The organism is Achromobacter sp. JUb104 (assembly GCF_024806975.1).
GTDB classification, from domain to species: domain Bacteria; phylum Pseudomonadota; class Gammaproteobacteria; order Burkholderiales; family Burkholderiaceae_B; genus Achromobacter; species Achromobacter spanius.
This window is the reverse complement of the sequence record NZ_JANUEY010000001.1, coordinates 2301733-2323000: the sequence shown is the minus strand read 5'-3', so window position 1 is coordinate 2323000 and position 21268 is coordinate 2301733. Positions and strand designations below refer to the sequence as shown.

Below are 21268 nucleotides of genomic sequence, written 5' to 3'. Positions count from 1 at the left end.
CCTGTTCATGAAACGAGAAGAGAAGCATGAAAGCAATGGATTGGAGAAGATGGTGCGCCATGGTGCTGGCCACCAGCGCATTGGCGGGCTGTGGGGGCGGTGATGACGATGATGACGGCGCCGAAGCGCCGCCGCCCACGCAACCGCCCGTGACCGAGCCGGCCCCGGCGACGGTCGACAAGGTCTTGTTCATCGGCGTTGACGGCCTGACGTATGACGCCATGCGTCAAGGCGTGGCGGACAAGACGCTGGCCAACATCGGCCAGTTGACGGCCACGCGCGCCTGGACGGGCGGCGTTACGGGCGACGTCACCCAGCAACCCACGCTGGCCGCGCCAAGCTGGGCCACCCTGTTGACCGGCCAGTGGGCGGACGTGCACGGCGTGCGCTCCAACGCGGCGGGCCAGGCGATGAAGGTGGCCAGCCTGTTCCAGCGCATCAAGACGGCGCACCCCGAGGCGCGCACGGCGGGCGCCTTCAATTCGCCCTTGCTGGCCGGCTTGGTCGGCAGCGACCGCGACGCCGGCTACCTGCAAACCCTGACCGATTGCGCGGGCGTTGACGACTGCGTCGCCTCGCAAGCGCGTGACCGCATCACGGAAGGCTATGACGTGGTTGTTGCGCAATTCGGCGCACCCGAGCGCGCCGCGTCCGATAGCGGTTTCGGCGCCAACTACAACGCCGTCATCCGCCAGACCGACGCCGCCATCGGCGTGCTGGCCAAGCAGATTGCCGACCGCCGCGCGGAACACCCCAACGAGAACTGGATGATGGTGGTGGCGTCCAGCCACGGCCTGGGCAAGACGGGCGTGGCCGACGGCCTGCCGCAAGCGGCGAACAAGACCATCTTCCTGGCCGCGAACCAGCCGACGCTGCTGGGCGGCAGCGCGGACGACGCGTCGTTTGACGGCGTCTGGGACAACAACTGGTACGCGCTGCCCAGCGCCGCCGACATCGCGCCCACCCTGCTGGCGCACCTGGACGCGCTGCCCGCCGAGGGGCAATACGACATGGCGGGCACGCCCTTGTCCGAACCCCTGGCGCTGCGCCGCCTGTCGGCCCGCACGTCCATGGACAACAAGACCGTGACGCTGTCCTGGGTACGCGTGGGCGAACCCGTGGGCGACATCATCGTCAGCCGCGACGGCGTCGAGGTGGCGCGCCTGCCCGGCACGGACACGGGCTATGCCGATACCGGCTTCACCTTCGATACCGAAGGTGTGCATACGCTGAACTACAGCGTGGCCACGGGCCGCGCCACCAGCGCCACCCGCGCCACGGTGGTGTATGCCAAGCCGGTCGAGCTGCTGGCGTCGCTGCGCACGGGCCTGACGATGCTGTTCCCCTTCGAAGGCAATGTGACCGACGTGGCGGCGGGCGGCGGGGTCATCACCCCGTATGACGGCGTGCAGGCGCCGGCTTACGCCGATGCCGGCGTGTTCGGCAAGATGTTCAAGAACGAGCGCGGCACGGCTGCCCTGGGCGCCTTCAAGCTGGACTACCCGGCCGGCATGCTGGACAGCCTGCCCGTCTTCACGATCGGCTTCTGGTACCAGTCGGACGGCACGGCGAACGACCGCTCGATCCTGGGCAACAAGGACTACAACTCCGGCGGCAATCCCGGCATCACCATCGCCCAGTGGGCGGGCCCCGAGCTGCGCTTCAACGTGGCGGGCGGCGGGTATCGCGCCGACATCAACGGGCTGAAGTTCACGGCGAACAAGCCGGTCTACATCGCCATGACCATCAACAAGCCCGCCAAGACCATGACGGCCTTCGTCTATGACAGCGAAATCGGTTTCCTGCGCCGCAACACGACCACGGGCTCGGTTGACCTGGGGCTGGTGGCCGGCGTGTTCGGTCCGCACATCGGCCTGAACGAAGACGGCCGAGGCACTTACGGCATCTGCTGCGCGGGCACCAAGGGCGCCTACACCATGAATTTTGACGATCTGGCCTTCTGGTCGCGCGCATTGACCGAGGACGAAGTGAAGTCCCTGGCGCTGTCCGGCAAGTCCGTTTCCGACCTGTTTCCCTGATGTTCCTAGGATAGAAAAACCATGAGCCATTCCCTGATCTTGCGCGGCCTGCTGCGTGCCGGCGCGGTGCTGATGCTGACCGCCACCCTGGCCGCCTGCGGCGGTGATGACGGCGACGACAGCACGACGCCGCCCGATAACGGCGGCGGGACGGAAACGCCCACGCCCGTGCCGCCCACGCCCACCAAGCCCGAACTGCGTTGCGCCCCTTGAAGCGCGCTCCCTACCGAGTCATAGGAAACCCATCCGTGAAGTCCGAAAAAGACCCGATCCACGCCGGCAAGCGCCGCTTCCTGCGCAACGCCGCCGCGTCCACCGCCGGCCTGACCGCGCTGTCGATGTTCCCGCCCGCCATCCGCCGCGCGCTGGCCATCCCCGCCAACAACCGCACCGGCACGATCAACGACGTTGAACACGTGGTGATCCTGATGCAGGAAAACCGTTCGTTCGACATGTACTTCGGCACGTACAAGGGCGTGCGCGGTTTTGGCGATCGCATCACCATTCCGCTGCCGCAGAACCGTTCGGTGTGGGAACAGACCAACGGCACCCGCGTGGTCATGCCGTATCACCTGGACAGCACGCAGGGCAACGCCCAGCGCGTGGCCGGCACGCCGCATGACTACATGGACGCGCAGATGGCGTGGGACGGCGGCCGCATGGACCAGTGGCCGCGCTACAAGCAGAACCAGTCCATGGGCTACTACCGCCAGAAAGAAGTGGACTTTCAGTTCCTGCTGGCTGAAGCCTTCACGCTGTGCGACGCCTACCACTGTTCCACCCACGGCGGCACCAACACCAACCGCCTGTTTCTGTGGACCGGCACCAACGACCCGCTGGCCCAAGGCAATGGCCCGTCGACCCGCAACCAGTGGGACAGCCTGGGTGCGTCCACCACCGGCTGGACGTGGAAGACGTATCCGGAACGCCTGCAAGAGAACGGCGTGACGTGGAAGGTCTATCAGAACCTGCCCGAGAACTTCGGCGACAACTCGCTGGCGGGCTTTCAGCAATACCGCCGCGCCAACGAACAGGCAGGCAACGCCGCCAATGGCTCGCCGTATCCGGCCTGGACGCCCAGCATGGACGCCGCCAACCCCTTGTACAAGGGCACGGCCAACACCATGCCGGACGGCGGTTTCCTGCAATCGCTGCGCGACGACGTCAACAACGGCACCTTGCCGCAAGTGTCCTGGATCGTGGCGCCCGCCACGTATTCCGAACACCCCGGCCCGTCCAGCCCCATCCAGGGCGCGTGGTACATCCAGGAAACGCTGGACGCGCTGACGACCAACCCGGACGTCTGGAGCAAGACGGTGCTCTTGATCAACTTCGACGAAAACGACGGCTACTTCGACCACGTGCCGCCGCCTGCCGCGCCGTCGCTGAACGCCGATGGCTCGATGGCGGGCGCGTCCACCGTCAATACCGACCTGGAACGCCACACGCATGCCTCGGCGCAGGACGCTGCCGACAACCGCGTCTACGGCCCCGGCCCGCGTGTTCCGATGTACGTGGTGTCGCCGTGGAGCCGTGGCGGCTGGGTCAATTCCCAGGCCTTCGACCATACTTCGGTGCTGCGTTTCCTGGAAGCGCGCTTCGGTGTGCCCGAAGACAACATCAGCCCGTGGCGCCGCGCCGTGCTGGGCGACCTGACCTCGGCCTTCAACTTCGCCACGCCCAACGACGAAGCGCTGCCCGACTTGAACAGCCTGACGCGCGCGGGCGCCGACCAGGTGCGCGCCGACCAGCAAGCCTTGACCGCCGTGCCGCTGCCGGACACGACGGTGCAGGCCAAGCCCGAGCAGGAAAAGGGCTATCGCTATGCGCGCCCCTTGCCGTATGAGCTGCATACCAGCGGTCGCAGCGAGCCCACCATGGGCGCCATGTGGCTGCTGTTCTCCAACACCGGCAAGCAGGCGGCGGTCTTCCATGTGTATGACCGCCTGCATCTGGACCGCCTGCCGCGCCGCTACACGGTAGAGCCCGACAAGCAGTTGGAAGGAAGCTGGGATACGGCGGCCGATGGCGGCAAGTACGACCTGTGGGTGCTGGGTCCCAATGGCTATCTCCGCCACTTCGCGGGCGACCTGGCCCTGGCGCGCACGTCGCAGTTGGACCCGGAAATCCGCGTCTGCTACGACATCGCCAACGGCGACCTCTACGTCAGCTTCATCAACAGCGGCAAGGTCGATTGCACCTTCGAAGTCACGCCCAACGCCTACTACAGCAATAACGAGCGTTGGACTTTGACCGTGCCGGCTGGCGCCAAGGTGGAACAGCACTGGGCGCTGGAAGGCAGCGGCCACTGGTACGACTTCACCGCCCGCCTGGCGGAAGACCCGGCCTACCTGCGCCGCTTTGCCGGCCACGTTGAAACCGGCAAGCCGTCGGTGACCGACCCGGCAATGGGGTCGTAAGGCTCAGGCGGCAGTTTGCGGTTCGCGCGCCCGGAAAGCCGTGGCGCACGCATCGCAGATTGCCGCCGTAATGCCCTGGCGCGCATGTTCGCGCCGTTCCAGCATGCCGATGGCCCGCGACAGCGGGCCTAAGTCTTGGGGCAGCGTCAGAATGCGTAGCTCGGGGCTGTGCTGCCAGTTGGACCCATTGATCAGCGGCAGCAGGGTCACGCCGACTTCCTGACGCACCAGTTCCACCAGCGTCTCGATGGCGTTGAGTTCCAGGAATTCATTCAGCGGCACCGCCAGGCGCCGCAGCAGGCGGTCGATCTGCAAGCCCGTGCGCTGCGTGCGATCAAAGCGCAGGAAGGGGTTGCCGGCCAGCACCTGGCGGGCATCCTTGCCGGGCGCCGACGCGGGTGCAATCACCACCAGTTGCTCTTCATATAGCGGCGTCCAGCGCGTGCTGGCCATCTTGCGCCCGGCTTCCACCAGAAAGGCCGCGTCCAGTTCGCCGTCTTCGACCTTGCCGGCCAGTTCGCTGGCCTTGCCCGACAGAATGCGCACGTCCAGCTTGGGGTGGGCCTTCTTCAGCCCCGATACCACCTTGGACAGCGTGCCCATGCACGACACGATGCTGCCCACCGATACCGCGCCCGCCAATTCGCCCGGCACGGTTCTCGGTAGGCGCATTCGGTCGTATAAATCCAGTAAATGCTTGATTTCAGGTAGCAATTCGCGGCCGGCTGCGTTAAGAATGGCAAGTCGGCCGCTGCGGTCGAACAGTTCCCGGCCCAGCTCGGCTTCCAATGACCGCATCTGGAAGCTGACGGCGGCCTGGGTCAGCGCTACTTGCTCGGCCGCTTCCGAAAAAGAGCCATGGTGGGCGACCGCCAGGAAAGTGCGTAAAAACCGGATGGTGCTCATAGCGGTGACCCATAAAAATTTCTTTTATGACGGAACAAAAAATCAAATTGATTTAATTAGATCACGAGAGTACCTTCGCCTGCTTAACCGTTCAGACCGTTTAGAGACAAGCACATGAAAACCTTCGACTGGGCCAACCCGTATCCCTCCGTCCGCATCCCGCTGTTCGCGCGCAACGTGGTGTCCACGTCGCACCCGCTGGCGGCCCAGGCGGGTCTGCGCATGCTGCTCAAGGGCGGCAACGCCGTGGACGCCGCCATTGCGGCCGCCGCCACGATCGTGCTGGTGGAACCAGTGTCTTGCGGCCTGGGCGGCGACTGCTTCGCCATCGTCTGGGACGGCAAGGAACTGCATGGCTTGAACTCGTCGGGCGTGGCACCCGCCGCGTGGAATACCGAATACTTCAAGGCCAAGTACGGCACGGGCCCCGACGGCCTGGCCATCCAGCCCAAGCGCGGCTGGGACGCCGTGACGGTGCCGGGTGTGGTGGCCGGCTGGGCCGCGCTGCACGAAAAGCTGGGCAAGCTGCCGTTCGAACAACTGTTCGAACCCGCCATCGAAATCGCCGAGCGCGGCTACGCCGTGCCGCCGGTCGTGGCGCACAAGTGGGCCGCCGCCGCCGACGAGCTGAAGTCGCAGCCCGGCTACGCCGCCGCCTTCATGCCCGAGGGCCGCGCGCCCAAGGTCGGCGAACACTTCCGCTTTCCTGACGCCGCCAACACGCTGCGCCGCATCGCCGAATCCAAGGGCCGCGACTTCTATGAAGGCGAGCTGGCCGAACGCATCGCCGCCTTCAGCAAGGAATGCGGCGGCGCGATGACGCTGGAAGACCTGCGCAACTACCGTCCGGACTGGGTCAAGCCCATTTCGAAGTCGTACCGTGGCTACGAGCTGCACGAAATCCCGCCGAACGGGCAGGGCATCGCCGCGCTGATCGCGCTGGGCATCGTCGAACGCTTTGATATGTCCGACATGCCGGTGGATTCGGTGCAGTCGCAGCACATCCAGATCGAAGCCATGAAGCTGGCGTTTGCTGATCTGTACAAGTACGTGGCCGACCCGCGCGCCATGCAGGTGACGCCCGAGCAGATGCTGTCGGACGCCTACCTGGACAGCCGCGCCAAGCTGATCCGCCTGGACCAGGCCACGCATTTCGAAGCCGGCCGCCCGCATGCCGGCGGCACCATCTACCTGACCGCTGCCGACGAAAACGGCATGATGATCTCGTTCATCCAGTCCAACTACATGGGCTTCGGATCGGGCGTGGTCGTGCCGGGCACCGGCATCAGCATGCAGAACCGTGGCGTGGGTTTCTCGATGGATCCCAAGTCGGCCAACGTGGTCGAAGGCGGCAAGCGCCCGTTCCACACCATCATCCCGGGCTTCCTGACGCGCGGCGGCAAGCCGGTGATGAGCTTTGGCGTGATGGGCGGCGACATGCAGCCCCAAGGCCACATGCAGACGGTCGTGCGCATGATCGACTACCACCAGAACCCGCAGGCCGCGTGCTGCGCGCCGCGCTGGAAGGTCAACCGCGACTTCACGCTGGACATCGAGACCAACATGAAGGCCTCCACCATTGCAGGCCTGAAAGACCTGGGGCATGCTTTGAAGTCCGTTGACGATCCGTACATGGACTTCGGCGCCGGCCAGTTCATCTGGCGCATGTCCGAAAACGACAACGAACTGGGTTACGTCGCCGCCAGCGACAGCCGCCGCGACGGCCAGGCAGTCGGCTTCTAAGACAGCCCTTCACATTCAAGCATCGCAAGCACCAAGGGGAAATACCACAATGAAACGCTTGACCTTGACCTTCGGCGCCAGCTTGCTGGCGCTGGCCGCCGGCGCCGCGTGCGCCCAGAACATCCGCATCGGCCTGCAGGAAGATCCGGACGTGCTGGACCCGCACCGCGCCCGCACCTATGTGGGCCGCATCGTGTTCACGTCGCTGTGCGACAAGCTGGTGGACATTGATCCCAAGCTGCACTTCGTGCCGCAACTGGCCACGTCGTGGTCGTTCAGCCCCGACAACAAGGTGCTGACCTTCAAGCTGCGTGACGACGCGCTGTTCCACGACGGCTCGAAGTTCGACGCCGCCGCGGCCAAGGCCAACATCGAACGCGCCAAGTCCCTGCCGGACAGCCTGCGCAAGGGCGAACTGGCCTCGGTCGACAAGGTAGACGCGCCGGACGCCACGACGCTGGTGCTTACCCTGAAAAAGCCGGACGCCACCTTGCTGGCGCAGTTGTCCGACCGCGCCGGCATGATGCTGTCGCCCGCGACCTTCAACGACGCCGACGTGGCCGCCGTGGGCCGCAAGCCCGTGTGCTCGGGCCCGTACAAGTTTGTGGAACGCATCCAGAACGACCGCATCGTGCTGGAGAAGTTCGACAAGTACTACGACGCCAAGGACTACGCCTTCCAGCGCATCACCTTCCTGCCCATCCCCGACACCACGGTGCGCTTGTCGAACCTGCGCGCAGGCGACCTGGACATGCTGGAACGCCTGAACCCGTCGGACGCGCCGCAGGTCAAGACCGACACCAACCTGACGTTCGCGCCGGTGGCGGGCCTGGGCTTCCAGCAGTTCATGTTCAACGTGGGCAACGGCAAGCGCGCCGAAGACAACCCGTTCAAGAACAAGCTGGTGCGCCAGGCGTTCCAGTACGCCATCGACCGCAACGTCATCAATGACGTGGCGGGCGGCGGCATCTTCGAACCCGCGCAGCAGCCGTTCCCGCCCGCAAGCCCGTATCACAGCGAGAAGTTCCCCGTTACCCAGCGTGACGTGGCCAAGTCCAAGGCGCTGTTGAAGCAGGCCGGCATGGAACGCGTGAAGGCCGAGCTGGTGTTCGGCAACAACACGACCACCTCGTCCATCGCGGAAATCGTGCAGGCCATGGCGGCCGAGGCGGGCTTTGACCTGTCCTTGCGTCCCACGGAATACGCGGCCCTGCAGAAAGAAGCGTCGGCCGGCAACTTCCAGATCGTGATGCTGGGCTGGTCCGGCCGGGTTGATCCGGACGGCAACATCTACGCCTTCGTGACGTGCAAGGGTGCGTTGAACGACGGCCATTACTGCAATCCGGAAGTGGACAAGCTGCTGAATGAAGCCCGCACCATTCCGGATGAAGCCCAGCGCAAGGTCATCTACGAAAAGGCGCTGACGATCATGCAGGACGAGCTGCCCGGCGTGTACAACTACTACCAGCCGTGGCCGTTCGTGATGGCCAAGAAGGTCAAGGGCTTCACGCCGTATCCGGATGGCATGATCCGTCTGAAGGGTGTGACGTTCGCGCAGAAGTGACGACGAGGCGCGGCGGCCCGCCTGTTTGGCGGCTGCCGCGCGCGTGGGGCGCAGCGATGCGTCCCACGGCTTTTTGCGGCGGACGCGCGCCAGGTGAAGTTCGCCTGAGCCCGTCCGCCGTTCCTGTTCTACGGTTTTCCCCACATGCTTAAACTTATCTTGCGCCGCGTGATCGTCGCGATACCGACACTGATACTGGTGTCGATGATCGTCTTCATGCTGCAGAAAATCTTGCCCGGCGACCCGGTGCTGACCTTGGCCGGCGAAGAGCGCGACCCGGCCGTGCTGGATTATCTGCGCGACAAATACCGCCTGAACGACCCGCTGCCCGTGCAATACGCGGCCTGGGCCGGGCAGGTGCTGCAAGGCGATCTGGGCAAGTCCCTGCGTACCGACGTGCCCGTCACGACGCTGATCGCGCAAAAGCTGCCCGTGACCTTGCAACTGGCCGCCATGGCCATGTTCTTTGCGCTCTTGATCGGTATTCCCATGGGGATCATCGCTGCGGTGCGCAAGGGCAAGCCCATTGAAATGGGCGCCAACATCGCGGCGCTGTCCGGCATGTCGATTCCCAATTTCTGGCTGGGCATCATCCTGATCATGGTGGTGTCGGTGCAATGGAAGCTGCTGCCGGCATCGGGCTATGTGTCGCCGGCCGAAGATTTCTGGCTGTCGATCAAGACGATGCTGATGCCGTCGCTGGTGCTGTCTACCGCCATTGCCGCGTATCTGATGCGGCACACGCGCTCGTCGATGCTGGAGGCGCTGTCGGCCGATTACGTGCGCACCGCGCGCGCCAAGGGTGTGTCGCCGCGCAAGGTGGTGCTGCGCCATGCCTTGCGCAATGCGTTGATGCCGATCGTGACGTTGGTGACTTTGCTGTTTGGTGAATTGCTGGCCGGCGCGGTGTTGACCGAACAGGTCTTCACGATTCCGGGCTTTGGCAAGCTGGTGGTGGACGCGGTGTTCACGCGCGATTACGCGGTGGTGCAGGGCGTGGTGCTCTGCGTGGCGGTGGGTTTCATTCTGATGAACCTGCTGGCCGACATTCTGTACATCCTGGTCAACCCCCGCCTGAGGCACTCATGAGCGCAAATACTGCAACGGCCGCTGCCGTCACGCCGCCCCGCAGCCGCAATCGCGCCTGGGGAAAATTCAAACGCAACCACATCGCGATGCTGGGCTTGGGCATCGTGGCGTTCTTCGTGCTGCTGGCCGTGCTGGCGCCGTTTATCGCCAACCACGATCCCTTGCAGACCAGCTTCACCACCATCCGCAAGGCGCCGTCGGCGTCGTACTGGCTGGGCACGGATGAACTGGGCCGCGACATTTTCAGCCGCATGGTCTATGGCGCTCGCGCGTCGTTGATGGCGGGCCTGGTGTCGGTGCTGATCGCCTTGGTGGTCGGGGTGCCGTTCGGGCTTGCGGCCGGCTACTTCGGCGGCTGGACGGACAGCATCATTTCGCGCGCCACGGAAGCGCTGCTGGCCATTCCGTTCCTGATCCTGGCAATTGCGCTGGCCGCGTTTCTTGGACCCAGCCTGACCAATGCGATGATCGCCATTGGCGTATCGGCCGCGCCCAAGTTCGTGCGGCTGACGCGCGGGCAGGTGCTGGCGGTGAAGAACGAAGACTATGTGCAGAGCGCGCGCGCGCTGGGCGCATCCGACTTGCGGATCATCGGTCGGCACGTGTTTCCCAACGTGATGCCGCCGCTGATCGTGCAGGCCACCATCACCATCGCCACGGCCATCATCGCCGAGGCCAGCCTGTCGTTCCTGGGGCTGGGCCTGCAACCTCCGACGCCGTCGTGGGGCTCGATGCTGAACACGGCCAAGAACTTCATGACCCAGGCGCCCTGGATGTCGATCTTTCCCGGATCGGCCATTTTCCTGGTGGTGCTGGGCTTCAATCTGCTGGGTGACGGGCTGCGCGACGCGCTCGATCCGCGTCAGGAAAAGTAATCACTATGGCAACAATGGATTCCAAACGCGTCGTCGAGGTCAATGGCCTGTCGGTGCGCTTCAAGACCCCGGATCGCACGGTGGACGCCGTGCGCAATGTGTCGTTCCATGTGGATCGCGGCGAAACCCTGGCCATCGTGGGTGAGTCGGGTTCGGGCAAGTCGGTGACGTCGCTGGCGCTGATGCGGCTGGTGGAATATGGCGGCGGCAAGATCATCAATGGCGACATGTTCCTGCGCCGCCGCAATGGCGAGGTGCTGGACTTGGCGAACGCGCCGGACACGACGTTGCAGCGCGTGCGCGGTGCGGACGTGGCGATGATTTTCCAGGAGCCGATGACGTCGCTGAACCCCAGCTTCACGGCGGGCAACCAGATTGCCGAGGCCTTGCAATTGCACCAGGGTTTGGATGCGGCGGCGGCGCGTGCGGAAACGCTGCGCATGCTGGAGCGGGTGCGCATTCCCGAGGCGCGGGCCATTCTTGATCGTTATCCGCATCAGCTGTCTGGCGGGATGCGGCAGCGGGTGATGATCGCGATGGCGCTGTCGTGCAAGCCGCAGTTGCTGATTGCCGATGAGCCGACGACGGCGTTGGACGTGACGATCCAGGCCCAGATCCTGCAACTGATCCGTCAGTTGCAGGAAGAAATGGACATGGGGGTGATCTTCATCACGCACGATATGGGCGTGGTGGCGGAAGTGGCGGACCGGGTGCTGGTGATGTATCGCGGCGACAAGGTGGAAGAGGGCGGCTCGGACGAGATTTTCGCGCGTCCGCAGCATGCTTACACTCGCGCGTTGTTGTCGGCGGTGCCTCGCTTGGGGGCGATGCACGGCACGGATGAGCCGGCGCCGTTTCCGCTGTTGAAGCTGGAAGAGGCGGCGCAGGTGGCGGACCCGGCGGCGTTGGTGGATGCGCCGGTGGCGGCGCCGTCAACGGTGCGGCGCGAGAACGGGCCGGTGCTGAAGGTGCGGGACCTGACGACGAGTTTCGATATTACGGGCGGCATTCTGGGCCGGGTGCAGAAGCGTGTGCATGCGGTGGAGAAGGTCAGTTTCGATCTGTACCCGGGCGAGACTTTATCGCTGGTGGGTGAGTCGGGCTGCGGCAAGACGACGACGGGTCGGTCGCTGTTGCAACTGGTGAAGAGCAAGGGCGGCACGATCGAGTTCGACGGCAAGAACATCGGCGCGTTGCGCGGTAGCGCGATGCAGACGTTGCGCCAACATATCCAGTTCATTTTCCAGGATCCGTTCGCATCGCTGGACCCGCGCATGACGGTGGGTTATTCGATCATGGAGCCGCTGCTGATCCACGGGGTGGCAAAGGGCAAGGCGGCCGAGGAACGGGTGCGCTGGCTGATGGAAAAGTGCGGGCTGCTGCCGGAAATGATCGACCGCTATCCGCATGAGTTTTCGGGCGGGCAGCGCCAGCGTATCTGCATTGCGCGGGCGTTGGCGTTGAATCCGAAGGTGGTGATTGCGGATGAGTCGGTGTCGGCGCTGGACGTGTCGATCCAGGCGCAGATCGTGAATCTGCTGCTGGATCTGCAACGGGAACTGGGGGTGTCGTTCCTGTTCATTTCGCACGATATGGCGGTGGTGGAACGAGTGAGCCACCGGGTGGCGGTGATGTACCTGGGCCAGATCGTCGAAATCGGCCCCCGCCGAGCCATCTTCGAAAACCCGCAGCATCCGTATACGAAGAAGCTGATGGCGGCAGTGCCGATCGCGGACCCGCAACGACGGCATCGTGAACGGTCGCTGCTGGTGGACGAGATTCCCAGCCCGATGAGAAAGCTGGGAGACGATCCGCTGGTGGAGCCGCTGGTTGCCGTCGGAGAAGGGCATTTCGTGGCGCGGCATTCGATTGGGGTTTATTGAGGGCGATGTTGGTCCTGGGATTCGATGTGGATCTAAGGATTCGATGTTGATCCTGGGAGGGCGATGCGGATCCTAGACTGCCGTGGGTCCTGGGCTGCGATGTGAGGTCGAGGATGCGAGGTCACTCCTGGGCTGCGATGTTGATCTGGGGATGCAATGTCACTCCTGGGATGTTGGTTCTTAAGGCGCGTTCGGCGTCGGGGCGAGGATGAGCTTGGCTCAACGATTGCGGTCCGGAGCCTTCGCTCCGGACTTCCCCCTCGTCATCCTCGTTGCCGCCTGCGGCGGCTGCCTTCGGATTCCCTCGGGCGCATCGACTCGCCTCGCTCACCCTCGCCCCAACGCCAAACGCTCCAGCCATAGCCGGTGACGGACGCTGGGGCGAACGGTGTGCTTGGCATTCTTGCCACGGGGGGTGGTTTGGCGGAAGGTCTTGCAGGGCCGCCAAAACCGGCCGCGCGGGCGGCCTTTTTTGGCATTTGGGCGGCTAGGTGCTCCGCTGGTGCTGCCGACATCGCCAACGCAACCAACGGCGCCAGCTTCACCTGTAGGATGGGTGAAGCGCGGCATGCCTTGAACAAAAACGCCAACCTCCATCGCGCGTAACCCATCAATCACCCCCCGCAAAAACCTACCGCCTCTCCAACGCCAATCTCAACCCAAACACAATAAACGCCGCCCCGTCATCCGGTCCAATCCCCGCATGACTCCCGCCCTGGCGTGATGGTCAAAATGACGGCGGCAAGGGTGAAGACGAAGAGGGCGGCGGTAACGGTCATAATCTTCGGGCGATCGATACGAAAAGGCGCCGGCCGCAGTGCAATTCCCCCTTGATTTGCTCAGGCGGTATCATGGCGGGCTTCACGCAATTCGCACCATTCACTACGGATTTTTCGCCATGGCCCTGCGCGCCACCATCTACAAGGCCGAACTCAACGTCGCCGACACGGACCGTCATTACTACGGCAGCCATGCGCTGACGGTCGCCCGCCACCCCTCTGAAACGGACGAACGCATGATGGTGCGCCTGGTGGCGTTTGCCCTGCATGCGCAGGAAGAACTGGCGTTCACCAAGGGGTTGAGCGATACCGACGAGCCCGACTTGTGGGTCAAGGACCTGACCGGCGCGGTCAAGCTGTGGATTGAAGTGGGCCAGCCCGAAGAGCGCCGCATTCTGCGCGCTTGTGGGCGGGCGGACGAGGTCATCGTCTATTGCTATGGCGGGTCGGCCAGCAAGATCTGGTGGGATGGCGTGCGCAACAAGCTCGAACGCACCCGCAACCTGAAGGTGGTGAACCTGCCGTCCGACCAGAGCCGGGCGCTGGCCAAGCTGGCCGAGCGCACCATGCAGCTGAACGCCAACATCTCGGACGGCATCGTGTATTTCTCGGCCGACAAGGGCGAGGTCAGCGTCGAACCCGAGGTCTGGCGCTAAGCGCCGCGCCTGCGGGGGCTGTGTCGTTACACCCTCGTAGTCACACCCCCGCAGTTACAAAATCCCCCAGATTTTTCTTGCACGCCGGATTTTTGCGGGATTAATATGATGATCATCATATTTCAGGATCCTGACCATGTCTGGCCCCTCCAACCGCAAAGCGCTTTCTCACGAACGGATTGTTGACGCCGCCGCGCGCGCCATCCGGCGGGAAGGGTATGCCGGGGTGGGCGTGGCCGACATCATGAAGGAAGCCGGGCTGACGCATGGCGGGTTTTACGCGCATTTCCCGTCGCGCGATGCGCTCTTGGCCGCCGCGATGGAACGTGCCGGGCGCGATGGCGCGTCGCGCATGATGCAAAGCGTGGCCAAGCGTCAGGCCGAGGGCGCCAGCGCGCTGCGGGCTTGGGTGGACGCCTATCTGGGCGATGCGCATCTGAAAGGCTGCGAGTCGGGTTGCCCGGTGGCGGCGTTGGCTTCCGAGATGCCGCGCCAGTCGCCCGATGTGCGCGAGGTGGCGGCCGCGCGCGTGCAACGCTTGATGCAGGCGGTGCGTGGCGTTTTGCCCCCGGACGCGGGGGAACACGCCGCCGCAGCGGTGACCAGTACGTTGGTGGGTGCGCTGCAACTGGCGCGCGCGCTGGGCGATAACCCGGAGGGGCGCGCCGTGCTGGCGTCGGCCCGTCAGAGCATTCTTGACCAATACGACACGGTGGCGGCTTCATGAGCTTGACCGCCTACCGATTTCCAGGCCGCTGTGCGCGGCCTTTTTATCCAACATGAATATGATGATCATCATATTTAAACCAGTCAGCAGTCTCTACTTCCCGACAAGGACCCCATCATGAATCTCAAGAATGCAGTCGTGTTGATTACCGGCGCCAACCGCGGTCTGGGTTTGGCTTTTGCGCGCATCGCGCTGGCCCGTGGCGCCAGCAAGGTCTACGCCGCCGCGCGTGACCCGTCCACGATCACCTTGCCTGGGGTCGAGGCCATCAAGCTGGATGTGTCCAACCCGGCTGACGTGGCGGCCGCCGCGGCGCGCGCCACGGACGTGACGCTGGTCATCAACAATGCGGGTGTCGCGGCCATGGGCGGCTTCCTGGACGCCGACGCCATCGAATCGGCGCAACGCCACCTGGACGTCAATCTGTTTGGTTCGCTGCGGGTGGCCCAGGCGTTTGCACCGGTGCTGGCCGCCAATGGCGGTGGTGCGTTGCTGAACGTGCTATCGATTGCCAGTTGGATCAACGGGCAGCCGCTGGGCCTGTACGCCATGAGCAAGTCGGCCGCTTGGGCCATGACGAACGGGCTGCGTCACGACCTGCGCGCGCAGGGCACGCAGGTGCTGGGCTTGCACATGGGCTTTGTCGATACCGATCTGACCAAGGGCATAGATGGCCCGAAGTCCACGCCGGACGCCATCGTCAACCAGGCGTTCGACGGCCTGGAAGCGGGTGCGGAAGAAGTGTTGGCCGATGAGCGGACCCGTCAGGTGAAGCAAGGTTTGTCGGCCAATCCGTCCGTCTACCTGTAGGCCCGGGGCAAAATCACCATGCATGCCAACGCGCATTCTCAAACGCCGCCGACCGCAGCGGCGACCACAGCGCCCACCGCCGGGACCGCCGCGCCTGTCACGGCTTCGCCCTGGCCCGTCTTCTGGGTGGCCAGCATTGCCGTGTTCCTGGTGTCGCTGGACGCCACCATGCTGTACGCGGCCTTTGGCGCCTTGCGCGCGGGCTTTCCCGAGGCGTCGGCCGCTGACATGTCCTGGGTGCTCAACGCCTACACCGTGGTGTACGCCGCCATGCTGATTCCGTCGGGTGGCCTGGCCGACACGCATGGCCGCAAGCGCATGTTCATGATGGGGGTGATGTTGTTCCTGGCCGCCTCCGCCGCCTGTGGCCTGGCCGGCAGCGTGGGGTGGTTGATTGCGGCGCGTGTGTTGCAGGCGGTGGGCGCGGCGCTATTGACGCCCGCGTCCCTGTCGATTGTGCTGGCGGCGTTTCCCCCGCAAAAGCGCGCGGTGGCGGTTAGCTTGTGGGGCGCGGTGGGCGGTTTGGCCGCGGCCATCGGCCCCAGCCTGGGCGCGTTCGTGGTGGACATGGCGGGCTGGCCCTGGGCGTTCTACATCAATCTGCCGCTGGGCGCGGTGTCGCTCTGGTTTGGCGCCGGGCTGTTGAAGGAATCGGTCAAACCCGAAGCGCGCCGCCGTGTGGATGGCGTGGGCATGGTCTTGTTGATGGTGGCGGTGGGCGCGCTGGCGCTGGCGACGGTGCAGTCGGAATCCCCCTCCTGGACCCGTGTGGAACTGCTGGTGGTGGCTGTGGTGGGAGTGGTGTCGATGGGCGCGTTCGTGGCCTGGGCGCGTTCCACGCCGCATCCGCTGGTGGATCTGGCCTTGTTCAAGCACCGCACCTACCGCTATGTGAACCTGGCCACGCTCAGCTTCGGCATTGCATTCGCCATGATGTTCTTCGCCTTCTTCTTCTATATGACGGGCGTGTGGCACTACAGCCTGCCGCGCGCGGGCCTGGCGGTCACGCCCGGCCCCTTGCTGGTCATGCCGACGGCAATCATCACGGGCAGGCTGGCGGCGCGCCTGGGCCACCGGCCGTTCCTGGTGATGGGGTCCTTGATCTACGCGGCCAGCGGTCTGTGGTTCTTGCTGGTGCCGGGCGAACAACCCGCTTATCTGACGCAGTGGTTGCCGGGCCTGCTGTTAAGCGGCATCGGCGTGGGGATGGTGCTGCCGTCCTTGTCGGGCGCCGCCGTCAGCCGTTTGCCGGCGCAACACTACGCGGTGGGCAGCGCGGTGAATCAGGCCACACGGCAGATCGGCGGGGTAATGGGCGTGGCGATCACGGTGTTGCTGCTGGGGCAGGGCGCGGTCAGCCACGCGGATTTCTCGCCCTTGTATATGGGACATGTGGGGCTGGCGTTGTTGACGGCCTTGCTGTGCCTGGCGGTGGATACGCGGCCGGGCAAGGGGTGAACGGGTGGGGGCACGAAGTGCGCAATACCGCAGGAAGCAAGCCGCGCTACTCTCCGCGCCGGATCGTGACACGTAGTCCGGGCTCAAAGTCGATTGCCGCCTCGCGCATCGCAAACCGGATGTTCATGCCGTGGTTGTGAGCAATGCGGCGAGCAATCGACACGCCCAGCCCGCTACCGGCTTCTTCATGCCCCGCCGCGCGCAAGAATCGATCGCCCAACCGGGGGAGTACGTCGGGGGCGATGCCCGGGCCTTCGTCATCGACCGTGATGTCCGTGGCCGAGAAGGTCAGGCGGACGCGGGAATGCCGGGGGCCGTAGCGAATCGCGTTGTCCAGAATGTTCTTCAGCATGATCGTCAGCGCGTTTTCATCACCGGCCATCGGCAGCGGCAGCACGCCGCTTTCGGGCCATTCCACGGCGATGTCGACATCGCGCCGGTCGGCGATCCAAAGGCAGTCTCCCACCGCTTGTTCAGCCACCACACGCCAATCGACGGAGCCACCAAAGTCCGCATGGTTGGCACTGTCCAGACGAGCCATGGTCAGCAATTGCGACACCAGCCGGTCCAGTCTTTCCATGCCGCGAGTCACGCTCTCCTGGGCCTGGCGTCGTTCAGCGGCATCCTGGGTACGTTGCACCACGTCCCATTGGGCCCTTACGGCCGCCAAGGGCGTGCGCAACTCGTGGGCAGCGTCTGCCGTCAGGCGCCGTTCTTGTTCGATCAGCGTTCCAACGCGCGCCAGCAAGCCGTTCATCGCGTCGGTAAGCACCTTCAGTTCGCCCGGTACTTGCGAGCTTGCCAAGGGCGTGGCGTCATCAGGGCGGCGTCGCTCCAACTGCTTTGATAGATCTCGTACCGGGCGCATCGCCTGGCGTACGGCGAAGATCAGCAAAGCGATCAGCACGGGTAGCCCCACCAGCCAGGGAACAATCTGGCCGGCGATGTAGGCAACCACCAGGTCGTTGCGTTCGCCGATGCGCTGTCCAACGGCAATGCGGGTTTGGTTGGACGCATCGCTCAAGTAGACCAGCCGCCAGGGCTCGCCACTGACGACGCTTTCGAAGAATCCCTCTCTATCGCCCTCACGCGGAAACTGCATCGCTTCGGGATCCAGCACCAGCGGCGCGCCGGCGCCCCGCCAAATCGCGACAGAGAGATCCCCCAGCCCCGCGTCGCCCGTATTCGCCGAAGACGGCGTCTTGGCGGGCGTGGGCAGCAGGGTAGCGGACGGGGGAATCAATGCGGAGATGGCCAGCGTCTGCTGCGCGAGCCGCAGCATGTCGGTGTCGTAGAGTTCGTTGATCTCGTGCGAGGCGCGCCAGTAGGTTCCGGCGATGGTGATCAGCCAAGCGAGCGGCGCGGCCAGAAGCACGGCAACAATAAGCCTGCGTTGCAAGGTCATGAGTCGGCGTCCACTTGGCCCAGCGCGTAGCCTGATCCACGCACGGTGCGCACAATCTTGGGATGAATTTTCTTGCGCAGGTGGTGTACGAATACCTCAAGCGCATTGCTTTCGAGTTCCGAGTCCCAGTCGTAGAGCTTGTCGCGAATGAAGTCGCGGGTAAGGACACGGTTGGGATGGGTGAGGAAGAGTTCCAGCAGCAGCGCTTCGCGCGTGGTCAGATCCACCTTTTGGCCCTTCCAGTGCACTTCGTGCAGGGCAGGGTGGTAGTCCAGATGGCCATGGCGCCACACGGGTTCGGGCTTGCCCGCCACGCGCCGCGTCACCGCCCGCAAGCGTGCCGCCAATTCGTCCAGCGTGATGGGTTTGATCAGGTAGTCGTCCGCGCCGGCATCCAGCCCCGCGATGCGGCTTTCGACGGCTTCGCGCGCGGTCAGGATAACGACCGGCAAGCTGCGGCCATTGCGGCGCCAGCGCTTGAGCAGCGCCACGCCGTCTTCGCCCGGCAAGCCAAGATCCAGCACCACGGCATCGTAGTGCACCACGTCCATGGCCTGGTCGCCTTCGCGGCTGCTGGAGAACCAGTCGATGGCATAGCCCAGCAAGCGCAGGCCGGATTTCAAGCCATCGCCGATCAGCGGGTCGTCTTCAATGATGAGGATTCTCATTTATTGCCTTCGCATTGCCTTCGCGCGATATTCGGCTGAGATTACCACCACGCACCCGTTAATTTCTCATTAAGGTTGGCTGCCTAAGCTGCGCACCAGATGTCGATAAACCGACGCCACATCGACCGGATGCCAGTATGCCGCAAACCAAGTTTTTATCGCTGCCCACGCAGAGTTCGATCGCCTCGCAGCCAAGGGCTGTGTCTCGTACGCTGCATATCCACCCCGTCGGCGACCCCATGCGTGGCCGCGTGGAAGCCTACATTCATCAACGCTATCAGCAACGGTTTGGCGCAACGCTGAAAGATTGGCTGCCCACGCTCGTAAGCGTGCAGGAAGACGGAGAAATCCTCGCGGCAGCCGGCTACCGGGGCGCGGACGATTCCTTGTTTCTTGAACGCTACCTGGCGGCGCCGATAGAACAATATCTGCGTGACCACAACGCGCCGGTAGCGCGCCGCCTGATCGTGGAAGCGGGCCAGTTTGCCTCGGCCCGGCCCGGTGGCGGGCGGCTGTTGGTGCCGCTGCTTGCGCGCCACCTGCACCAGCAAGGTTTCGACTGGGCGGTCAGCACCCTGACCAGCGAGTTGCACCACCTGTTCGCCCGCATGGGCTTGGCGCACCAGCCGATTTCAGCGGCCACCTCGGATCACCTGAACGAGCAGGAACGCGGCGATTGGGGCGACTACTACGCCCATGCGCCCCATGTCTTCGCGGGACGCCTGCACGCCATCCTTGAACACTTTCCGGAGCAGGACGCATGAACGTCGCCGAGTTTTTTTCCCTATTGCGCGACCCGGGCCGCGGCAGCCGCATTGCGCTACAGACTGGCAAGGAATCACTGGATTACGCAGGCTTGCTGGGGCGGGTGCAAACACGGGCAGATCTGCTCGGGACCCATCGCGCGCAAGTCACCGCGTCACTGATGGATAACGGCGCCGACTGGATCGTCCACGACCTGGCGTGCTTGCTGGCGGGCGTGGTGCACGTGCCCTTGCCCCTGTTCTTCACGCCGGACCAGTGGCGTCAAACGCTGGACGCGGCCGGCGTGAATACCGTCGTAGGTCCGTCGTCGATGCAAGCCATGCTGCATGCATTCGGCTTTGACGTGGCCGAGGCCTTGCCGCATGCGTCGGCGCTGTTCCGGCGCACGGCAAGCGCCGCGCCATTGCCGCGCGGAACTGCGAAGATCACGTTCACCTCCGGGTCGACGGGCAGCCCCAAGGGGGTGTGCCTGGGCGCTACCGAAATGCTGGCCGTGGCCGCCAGCCTGGCGGCGGCGACCCGGCCGCTGGGCATACGACGCCACCTGACCGCCTTGCCGCTTCCTGTGCTGTTGGAGAACATCGCCGGCGTCTATTCGCCATTGATCGAGGGGGCGGCGATCACTACGCGCCCCTTGATTCAGACCGGCTTGCAGGGCTCATCCCGCTTTGATCCCGCCATTTTTCATGCGGCGCTTGTCGATGCGCAGGCGCAAAGCGTCATCGTCTTGCCGCAGATGCTGCGCGCGTATACCGGCTGGCTGCGGGCGACGGGCAGCGGCGCCCCACCTGAGCTTCGCTTGATGGCGGTGGGCGGCGCGGCGGTAGGCGCGGAATTGCTGGCCGCCGCCCGCGCGCACGGGCTGCCCGCCTACGAAGGCTACGGCCTGTCCGAAGCCTGCTCGGTGCAGACCCTGAATTTGCCCGGCGCCGACTGTCCGGGATCGGCGGGCCGCCCCTTGCCGCATGCGAGCTTGCGCGTAACGGCCGACGGTGAAATCGAGGTGGCCGGCACGCATGCGTTGGGTTATCTGGGCCAGCAGACCGCGCCACGGCAGTGGCTGCCCACCGGTGACCTGGGGCGGCTGGATGAAGCGGGGTTTCTGCACATTGATGGACGCAAGAAGAATCTGTTGATCACGGGCTTCGGGCGCAACGTGTCGCCCGAGTGGATAGAGCTGCGACTGGCGAACCAGGCCGCTATCGCCCAGGCCGTGGTGCTGGGCGAAGGCCAGTCCGAGCTGGGCGCTGTGATCTGGCCGCTAGGCGAGGTGGGTGACGAGGCCATACGCGCCAGTATCGATCGCGCCAACGCCGCACTTCCCGACTACGCGCGGATCGGCCCGTGGATGCGCGCGCGGGCCGAGTTCAGCGCGGCCAGCGGCATGGCCACCGCCAACGGCCGCCCGCGCCGTGCCGCCGTGGCGGACCTGCATGCCGACCTGTTTTCGCGGACAACCGCACAACCTCTGGTGTAAATCG

Annotated in this window: 17 protein-coding genes; 14 read left to right on the top strand and 3 right to left on the bottom strand. The window is 64.8% G+C overall.

Annotated elements, in window-relative coordinates:
* Nucleotides 1-26 precede the first annotated feature (26 nt).
* The 3 genes from M2361_RS10500 to M2361_RS10490 are packed head-to-tail and all read left to right on the top strand — an operon-like array spanning nt 27 to nt 4459.
* A complete protein-coding gene (locus M2361_RS10500) occupies nt 27-2039 on the top strand; it encodes an alkaline phosphatase family protein (RefSeq protein WP_259248788.1) in 2013 nt (670 codons plus the stop codon).
* Nucleotides 2040-2060: 21 nt separating this feature from the next.
* On the top strand, nt 2061-2252 hold the full coding sequence (locus M2361_RS10495; RefSeq protein ID WP_259248786.1) for a hypothetical protein: 192 nt from the start codon (nt 2061-2063) through the stop codon (nt 2250-2252).
* A 35-nt stretch (nt 2253-2287) separates the two neighbouring features.
* Nucleotides 2288-4459, top strand: coding sequence for a phosphocholine-specific phospholipase C (locus tag M2361_RS10490; protein WP_259248784.1), 2172 nt, complete (start codon nt 2288-2290; stop codon nt 4457-4459).
* A gap of 3 nt (nt 4460-4462) precedes the next feature.
* On the opposite strand, the gene M2361_RS10485 is transcribed toward M2361_RS10490, so the two are convergent.
* Nucleotides 4463-5365 carry a LysR family transcriptional regulator gene (locus M2361_RS10485; RefSeq protein ID WP_259248781.1) on the bottom strand — a complete coding sequence of 301 codons (903 nt, stop codon included), beginning with the start codon at nt 5363-5365 and terminating at the stop codon, nt 4463-4465.
* 114 nt (nt 5366-5479) lie between these two features.
* On the opposite strand from M2361_RS10485, the gene ggt reads away from it, so the two are divergent.
* From ggt to M2361_RS10440, 9 genes are all read left to right on the top strand, one after another.
* Nucleotides 5480-7108, top strand: a complete 1629-nt coding sequence (gene ggt / locus M2361_RS10480) for a gamma-glutamyltransferase (protein WP_100855330.1) — start codon at nt 5480-5482, stop codon at nt 7106-7108.
* A gap of 49 nt (nt 7109-7157) precedes the next feature.
* Nucleotides 7158-8672, top strand: coding sequence for an ABC transporter substrate-binding protein (locus M2361_RS10475; RefSeq protein WP_259248779.1), 1515 nt, complete (start codon nt 7158-7160; stop codon nt 8670-8672).
* A 144-nt stretch (nt 8673-8816) separates the two neighbouring features.
* Complete coding sequence (locus tag M2361_RS10470) at nt 8817-9761, top strand: ABC transporter permease (RefSeq protein ID WP_100855332.1); 945 nt, start codon at nt 8817-8819, stop codon at nt 9759-9761.
* Nucleotides 9758-10636, top strand: coding sequence for a nickel transporter permease (nikC, locus tag M2361_RS10465; RefSeq protein ID WP_050449336.1), 879 nt, complete (start codon nt 9758-9760; stop codon nt 10634-10636). Before M2361_RS10470 ends, nikC begins: the two co-directional genes overlap by 4 nt.
* Nucleotides 10637-10650: 14 nt before the next feature.
* A complete protein-coding gene (locus M2361_RS10460; protein ID WP_259248773.1) occupies nt 10651-12519 on the top strand; it encodes a dipeptide ABC transporter ATP-binding protein in 1869 nt (622 codons plus the stop codon).
* 898 nt (nt 12520-13417) lie between these two features.
* The gene (locus M2361_RS10455; RefSeq protein ID WP_100855334.1) at nt 13418-13954 is read left to right on the top strand and encodes a YaeQ family protein; all 537 of its coding nucleotides are present in this window, start codon (nt 13418-13420) and stop codon (nt 13952-13954) included.
* Nucleotides 13955-14090: 136 nt separating this feature from the next.
* Nucleotides 14091-14681, top strand: a complete 591-nt coding sequence (locus tag M2361_RS10450; RefSeq protein ID WP_259248771.1) for a TetR/AcrR family transcriptional regulator — start codon at nt 14091-14093, stop codon at nt 14679-14681.
* A 117-nt stretch (nt 14682-14798) separates the two neighbouring features.
* Complete coding sequence (locus tag M2361_RS10445) at nt 14799-15491, top strand: SDR family oxidoreductase (RefSeq protein WP_259248769.1); 693 nt, start codon at nt 14799-14801, stop codon at nt 15489-15491.
* 18 nt (nt 15492-15509) lie between these two features.
* Nucleotides 15510-16949, top strand: a complete 1440-nt coding sequence (locus M2361_RS10440; protein ID WP_259248767.1) for an MFS transporter — start codon at nt 15510-15512, stop codon at nt 16947-16949.
* 46 nt (nt 16950-16995) lie between these two features.
* Here the strand turns inward: M2361_RS10440 and M2361_RS10435 are convergent, their stop codons facing one another.
* Both M2361_RS10435 and M2361_RS10430 read right to left on the bottom strand, forming a co-directional pair.
* Nucleotides 16996-18354: an ATP-binding protein gene (locus M2361_RS10435; RefSeq protein WP_259248766.1), complete on the bottom strand. Its 1359-nt coding sequence runs from the start codon at nt 18352-18354 to the stop codon at nt 16996-16998.
* Entirely contained in the window at nt 18351-19022 is a 672-nt protein-coding gene (locus M2361_RS10430; RefSeq protein ID WP_259248765.1) for a response regulator, read from the bottom strand. Before M2361_RS10430 ends, M2361_RS10435 begins: the two co-directional genes overlap by 4 nt.
* 200 nt (nt 19023-19222) lie before the next feature.
* Here M2361_RS10430 and M2361_RS10425 point away from each other — a divergent pair, with 200 nt between their 5' ends.
* Both M2361_RS10425 and M2361_RS10420 read left to right on the top strand, forming a co-directional pair.
* Nucleotides 19223-19786 (top strand): thermostable hemolysin, encoded by a 564-nt coding sequence (locus tag M2361_RS10425; RefSeq protein ID WP_242001256.1) that lies wholly within the window; start codon nt 19223-19225, stop codon nt 19784-19786.
* Entirely contained in the window at nt 19783-21264 is a 1482-nt protein-coding gene (locus tag M2361_RS10420; RefSeq protein WP_259248762.1) for an AMP-binding protein, read from the top strand. The genes M2361_RS10425 and M2361_RS10420 overlap by 4 nt, the downstream gene beginning before the upstream one ends.
* The last annotated feature ends 4 nt before the right edge of the window (nt 21265-21268 follow it).

Coding starts and splice junctions, on each gene's coding strand:
- M2361_RS10500 (WP_259248788.1), top strand. CDS start 27: ATGAAAGCAATGGATTGGAGAAGATGGTGCGCCATGGTGCTGGCCACC.
- M2361_RS10495 (WP_259248786.1), top strand. CDS start 2,061: ATGAGCCATTCCCTGATCTTGCGCGGCCTGCTGCGTGCCGGCGCGGTG.
- M2361_RS10485 (WP_259248781.1), bottom strand. CDS start 5,365: ATGAGCACCATCCGGTTTTTACGCACTTTCCTGGCGGTCGCCCACCAT.
- ggt (WP_100855330.1), top strand. CDS start 5,480: ATGAAAACCTTCGACTGGGCCAACCCGTATCCCTCCGTCCGCATCCCG.
- M2361_RS10475 (WP_259248779.1), top strand. CDS start 7,158: ATGAAACGCTTGACCTTGACCTTCGGCGCCAGCTTGCTGGCGCTGGCC.
- M2361_RS10470 (WP_100855332.1), top strand. CDS start 8,817: ATGCTTAAACTTATCTTGCGCCGCGTGATCGTCGCGATACCGACACTG.
- nikC (WP_050449336.1), top strand. CDS start 9,758: ATGAGCGCAAATACTGCAACGGCCGCTGCCGTCACGCCGCCCCGCAGC.
- M2361_RS10460 (WP_259248773.1), top strand. CDS start 10,651: ATGGATTCCAAACGCGTCGTCGAGGTCAATGGCCTGTCGGTGCGCTTC.
- M2361_RS10455 (WP_100855334.1), top strand. CDS start 13,418: ATGGCCCTGCGCGCCACCATCTACAAGGCCGAACTCAACGTCGCCGAC.
- M2361_RS10450 (WP_259248771.1), top strand. CDS start 14,091: ATGTCTGGCCCCTCCAACCGCAAAGCGCTTTCTCACGAACGGATTGTT.
- M2361_RS10445 (WP_259248769.1), top strand. CDS start 14,799: ATGAATCTCAAGAATGCAGTCGTGTTGATTACCGGCGCCAACCGCGGT.
- M2361_RS10440 (WP_259248767.1), top strand. CDS start 15,510: ATGCATGCCAACGCGCATTCTCAAACGCCGCCGACCGCAGCGGCGACC.
- M2361_RS10435 (WP_259248766.1), bottom strand. CDS start 18,354: ATGACCTTGCAACGCAGGCTTATTGTTGCCGTGCTTCTGGCCGCGCCG.
- M2361_RS10430 (WP_259248765.1), bottom strand. CDS start 19,022: ATGAGAATCCTCATCATTGAAGACGACCCGCTGATCGGCGATGGCTTG.
- M2361_RS10420 (WP_259248762.1), top strand. CDS start 19,783: ATGAACGTCGCCGAGTTTTTTTCCCTATTGCGCGACCCGGGCCGCGGC.